12 protein-coding genes are annotated in these 12,377 nt (G+C 63.2%); 2 read left to right on the top strand and 10 right to left on the bottom strand.

Annotation, left to right across the window (positions count from 1 at the left end; translation table 11 throughout):
* Position 1 precedes the first annotated feature (1 nt).
* The 4 genes from G6N67_RS17945 to G6N67_RS17930 all read right to left on the bottom strand — a co-directional run bounded on the left by G6N67_RS17945 (position 2) and on the right by G6N67_RS17930 (position 4,152).
* Entirely contained in the window at positions 2 to 862 is an 861-nt protein-coding gene (locus G6N67_RS17945; protein ID WP_051578519.1) for a hydrogenase maturation protease, read from the bottom strand.
* The gene (locus G6N67_RS17940) at positions 859 to 2,466 is read right to left on the bottom strand and encodes a nickel-dependent hydrogenase large subunit (protein ID WP_036429811.1); all 1,608 of its coding nucleotides are present in this window, start codon (positions 2,464 to 2,466) and stop codon (positions 859 to 861) included. The genes G6N67_RS17945 and G6N67_RS17940 overlap by 4 nt, the downstream gene beginning before the upstream one ends.
* 62 nt (positions 2,467 to 2,528) lie before the next feature.
* Complete coding sequence (locus tag G6N67_RS17935; protein ID WP_036429812.1) at positions 2,529 to 3,500, bottom strand: NADH-quinone oxidoreductase subunit B family protein; 972 nt, start codon at positions 3,498 to 3,500, stop codon at positions 2,529 to 2,531.
* Positions 3,501 to 3,603: 103 nt separating this feature from the next.
* Positions 3,604 to 4,152: a DUF1641 domain-containing protein gene (locus G6N67_RS17930; RefSeq protein WP_036434696.1), complete on the bottom strand. Its 549-nt coding sequence runs from the start codon at positions 4,150 to 4,152 to the stop codon at positions 3,604 to 3,606.
* Positions 4,153 to 4,367: 215 nt separating this feature from the next.
* On the opposite strand from G6N67_RS17930, the gene G6N67_RS17925 reads away from it, so the two are divergent.
* Positions 4,368 to 5,429, top strand: coding sequence for an AraC family transcriptional regulator (locus G6N67_RS17925; RefSeq protein WP_036429813.1), 1,062 nt, complete (start codon positions 4,368 to 4,370; stop codon positions 5,427 to 5,429).
* Here the strand turns inward: G6N67_RS17925 and G6N67_RS17920 are convergent.
* From G6N67_RS17920 to G6N67_RS17905, 4 genes are read right to left on the bottom strand one after another with little or no spacing between them, the layout of a single operon-like run.
* Positions 5,419 to 6,330, bottom strand: coding sequence for a LysR family transcriptional regulator (locus G6N67_RS17920; RefSeq protein WP_036429815.1), 912 nt, complete (start codon positions 6,328 to 6,330; stop codon positions 5,419 to 5,421). The genes G6N67_RS17925 and G6N67_RS17920 overlap by 11 nt on opposite strands.
* Positions 6,327 to 7,328: a CbbX protein gene (gene cbbX, locus G6N67_RS17915; protein ID WP_081812437.1), complete on the bottom strand. Its 1,002-nt coding sequence runs from the start codon at positions 7,326 to 7,328 to the stop codon at positions 6,327 to 6,329. Before cbbX ends, G6N67_RS17920 begins: the two co-directional genes overlap by 4 nt.
* Before the next feature lie 4 nt (positions 7,329 to 7,332).
* The gene (locus G6N67_RS17910) at positions 7,333 to 7,758 is read right to left on the bottom strand and encodes a ribulose bisphosphate carboxylase small subunit (RefSeq protein WP_036429833.1); all 426 of its coding nucleotides are present in this window, start codon (positions 7,756 to 7,758) and stop codon (positions 7,333 to 7,335) included.
* An 18-nt stretch (positions 7,759 to 7,776) separates the two neighbouring features.
* Positions 7,777 to 9,207, bottom strand: coding sequence for a form I ribulose bisphosphate carboxylase large subunit (locus tag G6N67_RS17905; protein WP_036429835.1), 1,431 nt, complete (start codon positions 9,205 to 9,207; stop codon positions 7,777 to 7,779).
* A 180-nt stretch (positions 9,208 to 9,387) separates the two neighbouring features.
* On the opposite strand from G6N67_RS17905, the gene G6N67_RS17900 reads away from it, so the two are divergent.
* Positions 9,388 to 10,386 carry a class I fructose-bisphosphate aldolase gene (locus tag G6N67_RS17900; RefSeq protein WP_036429838.1) on the top strand — a complete coding sequence of 333 codons (999 nt, stop codon included), beginning with the start codon at positions 9,388 to 9,390 and terminating at the stop codon, positions 10,384 to 10,386.
* Here G6N67_RS17900 and G6N67_RS17895 read toward each other — a convergent pair.
* Positions 10,374 to 11,576: a GAF domain-containing sensor histidine kinase gene (locus G6N67_RS17895; RefSeq protein WP_036434699.1), complete on the bottom strand. Its 1,203-nt coding sequence runs from the start codon at positions 11,574 to 11,576 to the stop codon at positions 10,374 to 10,376. The two genes, G6N67_RS17900 and G6N67_RS17895, sit on opposite strands and share 13 nt — an antisense overlap.
* A 26-nt stretch (positions 11,577 to 11,602) precedes the next feature.
* On the bottom strand, positions 11,603 to 12,274 hold the full coding sequence (locus G6N67_RS17890) for a response regulator (protein ID WP_081812438.1): 672 nt from the start codon (positions 12,272 to 12,274) through the stop codon (positions 11,603 to 11,605).
* Positions 12,275 to 12,377 lie beyond the last annotated feature (103 nt).

Here is a 12,377-nt window from a genome sequence, read left to right as displayed (position 1 = left end):
GTCACGACTCTGGTCCCAGTGGAATCCGCAGTGCCCCTTGGTCATCGTCCCAGAATGCCGCACGAACACCGACCGGGATACGGTCGTCGAGCACTTCGCGCACCAACGTCGTCCGGTCACCCACCGGATTGCGCTGTTTGAGCAGCAAACCACCGCTGCGCGGGCCTCGCAGCGGGATCAACCACAGATCGGCTCCCCGGACCACCGCCGCGATCGCGTCTGATGGGAACCGGCTGGCCGCAAGCCGTACATCGAGCCGCACGTATCCGTCGGCGGTGAACTCCACCCGTAACGCGCCGTCGTCTCCTTCGGGTCTCAGCCCCGACAGGTACTCAGCTTCGATCAGCCCGATCACGTTCTCCAACGCCGCCTCGACGGGCTCACTGAGATCTGCACCCAAGGCCACATTGTGGGCCTCTATCAGGAATACGGTGATGGCCTGGGGGCACGCGTCGCCAAGTGCCCACCGCGCGAACGCAATTGCGTGATCCCAGCGGAATGAATGGGTGTGCAGGCCCTGCAACGGTGGTAACTGGGCCAGCTCGGCACCGGGCACCTTGTAGACGGTGCCCGGCGCTGCACCGGTGGCGGCAGCGTCGACGATGACAACACGCTCGGCACCCTTCATCTGGAATGCCACATCCATGCCTGCGGTTCCACCGTCGACCAGGCGAGCTCCATCGGGGACTCCGCGTTCCCACAGATGACGGACCAGAATGGGGCCGACCCCGTCGTCACCGCGCAGCAGGTTGCCGCAGCCGACGATCAGGACCGCGCACCCGGGTGGCTCGATGTCGATCGAAGGGTTATCGACATCGGAACCACCCGGGACGGCGCACGCATCGGAAGACGTCGGGATCACACCATTCCGTTGATCACAAACCGGGACAGTTCACGCCCCGATTTTCCGTCGTAGGCGTGCACTGTGCACACCAGGCAGGAGTCGAAACTGCGGGCGACATGACCCAGTTCGACGGGATCTTCCACATCGACGATGGGAGAACCGACCAGTGCCTTCTCGATAGGCCCGAGCGACTCGGCAGCGTCGCGAGGGCCGATGTTCCACGCGGTCGGCGTGATCACCTGATAGTTCTTGATCTTGTTGTCCTCGATGACGATCCAGTCCGCCAACGCGCCGCGGGCTGCCTCGGTGGCGCCGAATCCCATGCCCTCGGCATGCTCAACCGGTTTGCTGTAGAAACTCTCCTTGAGGTCGAGCTCATCGAGCCAGGCCCTAGTCCACTTGTAGTACTTCGGCGCCTCGTGCATGCGTGCGAGTTGCCGAACGAGCACACTGGGCCCGATCTTGTTGTAGATGTCGACGAACAGCGGATCGTTGTCCTGATGCGGCAACGGATTCGGACCCCCCGCAGCGATCCGCCGAGCCAGCGGCCCGGCTTCCAGCGGGATGTGGCCAAGCTCGGGCACGTCGTATCGGGGCGACTTCGCCCAGCTGTACTTGCCTTGAGCCCGTCCGACTTCCGGATCGATGGGGATGGTTTCGCCCTCGAACGGGTGCAGCGGTCGATTACCTTCGTAGAACGAATGCGTGACGTCCTCGGTAACCCGGGCCTGATCGAAACCGTGCCACCGCCCCCCGGCGAAGACCCCGGACCGGCCGATCAGCGCATCGTTGCGTCCGTCGATCGTCGGGTTCTCATAGTGCGACGGGTCGAAGTATGTTCCGGTGGCAAGGTAGTTCCCGACGCCTTGTCCATACTTGTCCAGACCTACGTCCAAACAGAACCGGATGAAAAAGCCGCAGTCACTGTTGTATTGCGCCTCGTTCTCGTCCACCCAGGCCAGGACGTCCTCCCAGGTTCTGTTCTCCAGCCAGCGTTCGATTGAGCAACCGAGCCACTGCTTTTCCAACCAGTTGTCCTTCCAGTGCTCGAGGATCGCGATCGACCGGGTGACGTCCGAGAGCGTCGGCGCACACATGACACCTCCGGGCACCATGAAGCTCGAATGCGGCCATTGTCCGCCGAAGATCGCGTACACCTCGACCGGTTTGGCCGACAGCACAACGCCCGGTTGGTAACTTGTGCCTACATATGGCGCGAACCGGCGCACCGACTCGGCGTAGAGCGGTGACTTGGCGTAGTTCTTGTTGGTCAGGTCAATTGCGAACAGAGCGTAGAAATAGCGCGGAATCGACTGCAGCGTCTCGCAGGCCTGGCAGATGTTTCGCACCAGGGTCGCATTCGGCGGCATGTGGGTACGCCACGCGGTGTCGAGCGCGTAGGCCGACTTGTAGAGGTGGCTGCCGCCACAGATCCCACAGATTCGCGGGCATACCACGAGACCGGCCTGCGGATCCTTTCCCTGCAAGATGATTTCGAAGCCGCGGAACATCGCGGCCTCCGTCCACGCGGAGGTGACGACGCCATCCTCGATCGTGACGCGGACGTCGAGATCCCCTTCGACGCGCCCCAGGGGGCTGACGAACAGATCAAGTTCGGTCATGGTTGTTGGGTCCTTCCGATAAACCTGGGCTGATGGTTTGGCTGCACGATGTTTAGCCACGGCTAGACCACGAACATGTCTTCCTTGGCCCATTGCGGGGCAGCAATCCTGGCGGCGGCCGCATGGGCCATGTAGGTCAGGTGATCAGAGCCCTCCGGCACCTCCTTGGGGATCATGCCGCTGACCTTCTGGGTCTTGAACAGTGTGCCGGGGGCGAGATCGAAGTGCGGGAACTCGGGCTCGGTGCAGCCCAGGCACGGCATGCCAGCTCTGGTCTTCGACGACTGGCGGTTCCACAGAATGCGGTTGCACGGGGAATGCGTCATCGGCCCACGACAGCCGAATTCGTAGAACAGACAACCTGTGCGGGTGCCTTCACCGAACGACATGGTCGACTGCTTGTACTCGAAGAACTGCACACGGGTACAGCCGGTCTGGGTGAAGGTCTTGAAGAAGGTCTCAGGCCGGTGCAATTCGTCGAGCGTGATATCGCCGGCGCGTCCGGATGCGAGCGCGACGAGGATCTGGGTGATCCAGTCGGGATGTGCTGGGCAGCCCGGAATGTTGATGACCGGAAGGCCCATCTTCGAGCGAAAATCCGGGCCCAGAAAGCCGCCCTTGTCCCGCTTGTGGAACTGCAGCCCGGTCGACCCGGACGGATTGGGAGCCATCGCCGGAATACCACCGAAGCAGGCGCAGTCACCGATCGCGACGACGATCTGAGCTGCCGCCGCGAGGTCGGTCACCCAGTCCTTCATCGCGCGGTCGGCGAAGATGTCCATCCGTCCGGTCCCGTTGGGCGCCTCGATCACCGTGCCCTCGAATACGAAAATATCGAGCGGCCGTTCACCTCTGGCACAGTCCCAAAACACTTTCTGGGCATTCTTTCCCAATTCCAGACCCAAGGACGGGTGCCACAGGAGGTCGAGACCGAAATCGACGATCAGGTCGACTACATTCGGTTCCTCCGCATTGAGGAATGACATGGTGTTTCCACTACATGCACCTCCTTGGAACCATAGGACGGAAGCCATTCGAACTCCTCTCGAGGCGATGTACGGACGATCACCATTTCATGACCAGAGTGAAATTGGTGAACCGAATTACTGATGGGCTGTTTTGGGTCGATCCGTTGTTTTACTTTTGATCCAGGCTCTTGCCGAATGCGCGGGCCACCTGGATCATGAAACCGAGTCCCCGGATTATGTCCTTGTCCTTGCTCACCCGCCACAAGCCGAAGACGCCCTTCGGCCCACCCGGGTCGGCCTTGGCCGCTGCCTTTCCGTCGACCAGCGCCTGACCGAGTTGGGCCAGTACGTCGGCCGCCTCGGGATCGGTCAACCGCGAGGCCAGCACGGTGTTCAACGCCGGAGTGGCGTTGACCAGAGCGCCCGACAGCGAGGCCAAACTGGCGGCCAAACCATGCAGGTCGACGCTCTTGAGCGACTCGATGCCTGGCATCGCCCCGGGAGCCATACCACCCTTGAGTTCCTCGACCGCGGAAGACAGCGATGCGCCGATTTCGTCACCCCGGCGGATCATCCCGTCCAGGCCACTGACCAGAATTGCCAGCAAATCGGCATGGTCCAGCAGGCTGTTCAGCGAGGCGGCCACAGCGGGGTCGTCGAGACGCTCGCGTAGGTAGTTGGCCGGCGAGATGGTGACCATCTGACCATTTGCGGTCATGCAAACCTCCCGTTCGCGATCCACAACCTTGTGGCTCTGGTCACAAATCTAACGAGATGTCAGCGACCTGCCTATCGTTTTCACGCAGCGACTGTCAAAATTGCGCAAACTTGAACCCGCTGAAGCGCGGTCAGCCGATTGGATACTTGCGTGTTCACCGCAATTAATTTAGGAGAACCTACATTGTCGGTTCGGCATCGTCCCTGGCTGCGGCAATGTCCCGATTGACCCGGTTGGGTTACATCGACGTCCGTCGCACCAGCAACCCGGTGCGGCGCAAAGTCCGGTCGCGCGGCGTACCGCCGGCACTGGCCGACAAGGAGATCTTCTACACAGAAGACGTTGCGGAGGCGGCGCGACTCATCGGAAAGGCTCTCGCACCGCTGACCCTGACCGTTGGCTCCAACGAGGTGCCCGGGTTTGCTGCGACGATGCACGGCGTCCGGTTGCGCAATGTCAGCATGCTCTATCTCGATCTGCACGTCGCGTGCGCTTTGGAGATTCCCGAACTCGGCCCGTACTTTGCTGTACACATGCCAACCAATGGCACTGCGGTGGTACATCATCGCGGCCGGGTATTCGAAGCCAACACCATCCGCTCAATCGTCACCAGCCCACATGGATCGCTGCACGTCGCGTTCGAGCACGATTCACCGCACCTGGTGATCCGTATCGAGGAACGCGCAATGCTGGCCCACCTGACCCGGTTACTCGGCCACAGCCTGCAACGACCGCTGGAGTTCGAGCCCGAGTTCGATCTGGCCACCGAGGCGGCGATGCGATGGCACGCGGCGGTCCAATTGATCCACAGTGAGGTCTTCCATCCCGGGTCGCTCGTACAGCGTGGACAAGGTATCGGGGCACTGGAGGAATTGGTGATGAGCAGCTTGCTACAGCTGCAACCGTCGAGTCACCACGACGAATTCGTGCAACCGCCGCAACCCGACCAACGCCGGGCCGTCGTGCAGGACGCGATGAACTACATCGAGGATCACCTGGCAGAACACATCACGATCGAATCGGTGGCCAAGGCAGTTCACATGAGTATCCGGTCGATTCAGCAGGGCTTCCGGGAAGAACTCGCGATGACTCCGATGACCTTTGTCCGCGAGCGGCGACTGGAGCGCGTGCATGAAGAGCTCACGGACGCGATCCCATCCGATGGCGTCACCGTCACGGCGGTCGCGCAACGGTGGGGGTTCAACCATCTGGGCAGCTTCGCGGTGGAGTACCGCAAGCGCTGGGGCGAAGCCCCGTCGGAAACCCTCAGGCGGTAGCGGCTCCCCGGAGGGCGGTGTTGATATCGCGCCAGCCCAGGTCTCGCTGGGACAAGAGGTGCTTGATGAGCAGTTCGGTCGACATCGTCGGACTGATCTGGCTGACCACATGCCATGGCCGGCTTATCGGAGTACCGGGCACCGGCAGTTCGACGAGTGCGCCGGCGGCCAGTTCGCGCTGCACAGCCTGACGCGACACCAACGTCACGCCCAGCCCCGCCACCGCCGCGGCAATCACCGCGCCGTGCGATCCGAGCACCAATTGAGGTGGCGCGACATCGAGGTCGTCAAGTAGTGCCGTCAACGTAGAGCGGGTACCGGATCCGGTCTCACGCAGCAGCCAGGTCGCGGTGGCGGGCTGGAATCCCTTCGCTACCGCGGGTGGTCCCACGACGACAAGCGCGTTCGGGCTGACGGCGCGCACCCACACTTTCCGGACCAATTCGTCCGGCGGCCGTCCCGCCACAACGAGATCGACCTCGTGGCGGGCCAGCATAGGCCACACCAAGCTGCGCGCCGCCACCTCCAGATGCAGAACGACACCGGGGTACGCGGCACGGAACGATGCCAACGCGGCGGGGATGAGCAGTTCCCCCGCGGAGGTGACCGCAGCCAGCCGGATCGAGCCATTCTCCGGGTCGGCCTCTCCGCGGGCAGCCAATATCGCCTCGTCGTGCAAGCCGAGGATCCGCCGCGCGTATTCGACGTAACGCAGGCCGGCAGGAGTCAGCCGCACCCCGCGGCCATGCCGGTCGACCAAGCTGATCCCGATGTCGTTGCTCAATGCGCGTAAAGCCGAGGAGATCGAAGATTCGGTGACCACGAGTCGCTCAGCAGCTGCGCGCACCGAACCGGTATCCGCCAGTTCGACCAGAGCTCGCAGTCGCGCGTTGGTGGTCATCGGCCGCCCGATCCCTTCGCAGTCGCGAACACGCGGCTGGCGAGAATATCGGCTGATTCGATCGTGGACAATGCCGCCAGGTCTACTTCGCCGCCGTCGGCGAGCAGCCGTCGCGCATGGCGCAACCGAGCCCGTTCCAACGCGTTGCGCACGCTGCGCGCATTCGCAAACCACGGCTGGTCGATCCGTAGTTCGAGGTACCGGTGTAGCACTTCGCGGGCCTCGTCCGAAAACCGATAGCCCAGCCCGGCGGTCATCAACGTCGCAATGTCCTCCAACTCAGCGACTGTGTAGTCGGGGAAGGTGATGTGGTGCGCGATACGGCTCTGCATACCGGGGTTGGCCGAGAAGAACTGATCCATCTTGCCTGCGTAGCCGGCCAGGATCACCACCAGGTCGTCCCGATTGTTCTCCATGACCTGGAGCAGGATCTCGATCGCCTCCGCGCCGTAGTCACGGTCGTTCTCGACTTTGTAAAGGTAGTAGGCCTCGTCGATGAAAAGCACGCCGCCCATCGCCCGTTTGATGACGTCCTTGGTCTTGGGCGCGGTATGCCCCACATACTCCCCTACCAGGTCGTCGCGCGTGACACTGACCAGGTGTCCACGCCGCAGGTAACCCAGCCGGTGCAACAGATCAGCCATCCGCATCGCCACAGTGGTTTTGCCCGTGCCAGGATTTCCGGTGAAGGACATATGCAACGTGGGCTGCGGCGCACTGACTCCAAAGCGGCCCCTCATCCGGTCGACGAGTAGAAGCGCGGCGATCTCGGCGATTCGGGTTTTGACCGATTCGAGCCCCACGAGCTCGGCATCGAGTTCTGCCAAAACCTCGTCGACACCCGAGTCACGGCGCGCGGCAGTCAGGTCCACGACGGCGTCGGCCGGCAACGGTTCCACTGCCCGCACGTCCGGCACCTCCTCCAGCTGCGGACCGGAAGTCGGATGCGGCCGGAATGCGAACGAGCTGCGCGGGTTCTCGGCTGATTGCAGTGTCATCGGTTCACTCCTGCTGGTACCGGGATCCGACGGGACGCTCGGTCGCATAGGAATGGGTGGTGTAGCCGATCTGCCGGTTGGCCCTCTCGACTCGATCGAGCCGGAAGCCCGGCTCGTGCATAGGCCGGTTGACGATGAACGACAACGCGGTCGTCTGCCTACCCAGGCTCGCATCGTAAGCGTTGAGCCGAATGTAGCTGTTCGGGTTGGCGGTACGGCAGGCGTTGACCTCGAGCAGAACACCGGCTGGATCCTTGAGGTCGAACATCGGCAGTCCCCACATCTCCCAATAGGTGTTGCGCGGATGCGGGTCGTCCGTGAATTCGACCGACAGTGGCCACTCGTTGCTCAGCGCGTACTCGATCTGCGCGGTTATCTCCTCGTCGGTGAAATCGGGAAGGTACGAAAAGGTGCCCTGGGTGATCCTCATGTGTGAACTCCCTTCCTGTCAGACGGTCGTCGGCGTCACGACGACGTCGGGCGTGTCGGTGGATTCGTAGTTGAAGGTGATGTCGCCCCAGGTGGCGAGCGCGGTGTCGAGCGCACGGTTCTTCGATGCGGCCTTCTTGAGGATGTCCGGACCTTCCCTGTAGTAGTCCCTACCCTCGTTACGGGCCTTGATCATCGCTTCCAGCGCGACCCGGTTTGCCTCGGCACCGGCGGCGATACCCATCGGATGCCCGATCGTGCCACCTCCGAACTGGAGAACGACGTCCTCGCCCAGGTAATGGATGAGCTGATGCATCTGGCCCGCGTGGATGCCCCCGGACGCCACCGGCATTACGCCAGGCATCGAGACCCACTCCTGGTCGAAGTACAGTCCCTTGACCGGATCGGCCTTCACACTGTCGAGGCGCAACGTGTCGTAGAAGCCGGCAGTGGTGTTCGGATCCCCTTCGAGTTTGCCGACGACGGTGCCCGCGTGGATGTGGTCGACGCCCGCCAACCGCATCCACTTGGAGATCACCCGGAAGCTCACACCGTGGGTCTTCTGCCGTGTGTACGTCCCGTGGCCGGCCCGATGCAGGTGCAGGATGACGCCATTGTCACGGGCCCATTTGGCCATCGACTGGATCGCGGTGTACCCGATCGTCAAGTCGATCATCACGACGACCGAGCCGAGTTCGGCGGCGAAGTCCGCCCGCTCGTACATCTCCTCCATCGTGCCTGCCGTGATATTGAGATAGTGACCCTTGATCTCACCGGTCGCGGCCTGGGCGCGGTTCACGGCTTCCATGCAGAACAGGAACCGGTCGCGCCAACGCATGAACGGCTGCGAGTTGATGTTCTCATCGTCTTTGGTGAAGTCGAGGCCACCCCGCAGTGCCTCGTAAACCACACGACCGTAGTTCCGCGCTGACAGGCCCAACTTGGGCTTGGTCGTCGCACCGAGCAGCGGCCGGCCGAACTTGCCCAGGTACTCGCGCTCCATCACGATGCCGTGCGCGGGGCCCTGGAAGGTCTTGACGTAATGCGTCGGTATCCGCATGTCCTCCAGACGCAACGCCTTGAGCGGTTTGAACCCGAACACGTTGCCGATGATCGAGCTGGTGAGGTTGGCGATCGACCCTTCCTCGAACAGGTCGAGGTCGTAGGCGATGAGGGCGATCCATTGCCCGGGCGCGTTGGGGACGGCCTCGACGCTGTAACACTTGGCCTGATAGTGCTCGAAGGTGGTGAGCCGGTCGGTCCACACCACCGTCCATGTCGCGGTGCTGGATTCGCCGGCGACGGCCGCACCGGCTTCCTCGGGCGGCACTCCGTCCTGAGGAGTGATCCGAAAGGCGCACAGCACGTCGGAGTCCTTCGGCACGTAGTCCGGCTGCCAGTAGCCCATCTCTGCGTAAGGGATGACTCCCGCGTTCCATCTATCTGTCATGGGCCGAATGCTGCCACCGGAATAGTGAATATGTCTATTGAGAATAGGGTGCTGATAATGAAGTAATCAGTCAAGTGTTCTGATCCCCTCGCCAATCCACCTCCTGGGTGAGGCAACCCTGTTCAGCCTGCTCATAGCGTGTCCCGCACGAGTCCGGTGGACCAGAGACAGGGAGAATCGATGAGCACGTGCAGACAGATCGCGGCGCAAATGGTCAGCCCAGGAAAGGGCATATTGGCGGCCGACGAGAGCATCGCAACGATGTCCTCGCGGCTGAAGAACGCCGGCGTGAACTCGACTGCGCAGAGTCGTCGTGACTATCGCGAACTGTTGGTCACGACACCAGGTCTGGCCGACTGCGTCTCGGGAATCATCTTTTGCGACGAGACCCTCAACCAGGTGTTCTCTGACGGGCGCCCGTTCGCACAAGGCGTCCGCGAGCTCGGCATGCTCCCGGGTATCAAGGTCGACACCGGCGCCAAGCCGTGCCCGGGACTGCCCGGCGAGACCATCACCGAAGGCCTCGACGACCTGGCGGCGCGATTGGCTCGCTACGCCGAGATCGGGGCAGCCTTCGCGAAGTGGCGCGCGGTCTACACCATCACCGATGCCGGCCCGACCTGGGGCGCGATCACCAGTAACGCCAACGCGCTGGCCCGATACGCGGCAGCGTGCCAGGAGGCCGGACTTGTTCCCATCGTCGAGCCGGAGGTGCTGACGGAAGGAACCCACTCGATCGGACGATGTGCGGAAGTCACCGCCTCCGTGCACGCCGCGGTCCGCCAACAACTCTCGCTGCTCAACGTCGATCTGAGCGGGATCGTGCTGAAGCCCAACATGGTCACCGAAGGCGCCGGTCACCCGGAGCAGGCGACACCACACCAGGTAGCCGAGGCAACCGTCGCGATACTGCGATCCTGGCCGAACGAACTCGCGGGTGTCGCGTTCCTGTCAGGTGGACAATCGCCGGAGCGAGCCACCGCCAACCTCGAGGCTCTCCAGCAGCACCCGACACCGTGGCCGTTGACCTTCTCGTTCGGGCGCGCATTGGTGTCGCCCGCGCTGGCCGCCTGGCACGGCGACGAATCTCTCGTCCGCGACGGACAGTCCGCACTCGCCACGCACGTCGCCGCCAACGCCGCCGCCGTCCGGTTGCGGGGTGAACTTCAGTCCGCCTGAGCGCCCTCGGGGGCAACGAGCGGTACCACCGCACACACTGTGGTGCCCGTACCCGGTCGCGACCGGACCGACAGTCGACCACCCACGATCTCAACCCGTTCGGCCATCGACAGCATGCCGTAGCCTCCTGGTTCCGCACTGACGGCGCCTGCTGTGGGGTCGAACCCGATGCCGTCATCGTCGACCAACAGGCGGGCCACGCCATCGGACGCGGAGAACTGCACCGTGGCAGCCATTGCGCGCGAGTGTTTGACGACGTTCTGCAGCGACTCCTGGGCTATGCGGTACAGGGCGACCTCGATGTGCTCAGGGAGCCGGTCCTCCGCCAGCTTGAGATCGATGTCGATTTCCGAAATCGACGAGGCCAGGCTGGCCAGACCACCGGCAAGGCCCAGATCGTCGAGCACCGGCGGGCGCAGTCCACCTATGGCCGAACGCGCCTCGGCGAGGGTCAGATCCACCAGGTCGCGACACTTCTCGATCTGCTGGGCGGCCGCCGAACTGTCGGAGACATCGACGGCCCGCGCGGCCGCGTCAAGCCGATAACTGAGACTCACCAGACGTTGCGAGATCCCGTCGTGGATGTCAGCGGCCAGCCGGCGCCGCTCGGCCTCCTGCGCCGCGATCACCTGCTCGGCAAAGTTCTCATGTGCGGTTTCCCTGGCGGCAAGCCGGCGGTGCAACCTCGCCTGGTGCAGCGCACCCGCCAGAAGCCGTCCAATGGCGACCAGCAGCTGCACATCCCGCTGGGTAAAGTCCCGTCGCTGCACGGTGTGCACGTTGAGCACGCCGACCAGTCCGCCAGGATCGGTCTCCATCGGCACGGAGGCCATGGAAGTGAAGTCCGCTCCCCTCAGTGCCTCGATCGGCACATACCGCGGATCCTTCTCCTTGTCGCTGACTATCACGACCGGTTCGCGGCGGGCGGCCACCCAACCTGAGACACCAGATCCAAGGGGCAACCGGATCTTTCCCACCTGCTCATCGAAGGGCGGCGTAGCTCCGGCCAACGTCAACGTCCGTTCAGTGTCGTCGAGCACATGCACGAAACACACGTCGCACGCCGTGACCGCGGTGATCAGACCCGATACCGCAGCGGCCATCGATCCAACGTCGGGTCCGCTGGACGTCACGGCGACGATGTCCTGCAACAGCGCGATTTCCTGGTCTATGCCGACCAGCCCGCGCATCGTGCGCGCCGTGGACAGCGCCGGCGTCACTGAAAGATGCCTTCGCGCAAGGCGACGGCCACCGCAGCGGTCCGGTCACTGACATCGAGCTTGCGGTAGATCGCCCTGAGATGACTCTTGACGGTCTCGTCGCCGATCACCAGTTTGCTGGCCAACCCTCGATTGGACAGCCCCGACACCACAAGCGAGAGGATCTCGCTTTCCCGCTGAGTCAGCCCGTGCCGTGCGCCGGGCCAGAACTCGTCACGTTGCAGGCGGGCCGCGGTGTCGGCGGCACGCGCTGCCAGTCCGGGGTCAATCGCCGTCGAGCCGCTGCGCACGTACTCCAACTGGCGCACCAGCTCGTCACTGCTGATGCCTTTCAAGAGATACCCGGACGCGCCCACCCGGAGCGCCTGGAACAGGTACTGCTCGTCGTCGTACACCGACAACAGAATCACCCGGCGCCCGGCGTCCCGCTCCCGGACAGCTCTACACAGGTCGAGACCACTCGCTCCTTGCAACCTGACATCGCACAAGACAATGTCCGGGTGCAGGCCGGAAATAACCGACATGGCATTTTCAACACCGATCGCGTGGCCCACCACTCGCACCCTGTTCTTAAATGGAGCGAGCATCGCCTTGAGACCCTCGATCACCATTTCGTGATCATCGACGAGCACCACGCGTATGGGCCCCGGAGAAACAGCCGCCGTCATGTATTCACGATATGCGCGTTTGTCCCCTCAGTCACCGGGGAATTGCTTTTTCTTCGGGTGACCGATCACCCCGGCTATCCCCCAATCCGGGGGACAGAATGCC

It is taken from the genome of Mycolicibacterium mageritense (assembly GCF_010727475.1).
Classification (GTDB): domain Bacteria; phylum Actinomycetota; class Actinomycetes; order Mycobacteriales; family Mycobacteriaceae; genus Mycobacterium; species Mycobacterium mageritense.
This window is presented reverse-complemented; position numbering and strand designations above follow the sequence as displayed.

Bases quoted from the DNA above. Each gene is read 5' to 3' on its own strand.
- G6N67_RS17930 (WP_036434696.1), bottom strand. From the start codon at position 4,152: ATGACCGCAAATGGTCAGATGGTCACCATCTCGCCGGCCAACTACCTA.
- G6N67_RS17935 (WP_036429812.1), bottom strand. From the start codon at position 3,500: ATGGCTTCCGTCCTATGGTTCCAAGGAGGTGCATGTAGTGGAAACACC.
- G6N67_RS17940 (WP_036429811.1), bottom strand. From the start codon at position 2,466: ATGACCGAACTTGATCTGTTCGTCAGCCCCCTGGGGCGCGTCGAAGGG.
- G6N67_RS17900 (WP_036429838.1), top strand. From the start codon at position 9,388: ATGAGCACGTGCAGACAGATCGCGGCGCAAATGGTCAGCCCAGGAAAG.
- G6N67_RS17920 (WP_036429815.1), bottom strand. From the start codon at position 6,330: ATGACCACCAACGCGCGACTGCGAGCTCTGGTCGAACTGGCGGATACC.
- G6N67_RS17905 (WP_036429835.1), bottom strand. From the start codon at position 9,207: ATGACAGATAGATGGAACGCGGGAGTCATCCCTTACGCAGAGATGGGC.
- G6N67_RS17895 (WP_036434699.1), bottom strand. From the start codon at position 11,576: ATGCGCGGGCTGGTCGGCATAGACCAGGAAATCGCGCTGTTGCAGGAC.
- G6N67_RS17925 (WP_036429813.1), top strand. From the start codon at position 4,368: ATGTCCCGATTGACCCGGTTGGGTTACATCGACGTCCGTCGCACCAGC.
- cbbX (WP_081812437.1), bottom strand. From the start codon at position 7,328: ATGACACTGCAATCAGCCGAGAACCCGCGCAGCTCGTTCGCATTCCGG.
- G6N67_RS17910 (WP_036429833.1), bottom strand. From the start codon at position 7,758: ATGAGGATCACCCAGGGCACCTTTTCGTACCTTCCCGATTTCACCGAC.
- G6N67_RS17890 (WP_081812438.1), bottom strand. From the start codon at position 12,274: ATGACGGCGGCTGTTTCTCCGGGGCCCATACGCGTGGTGCTCGTCGAT.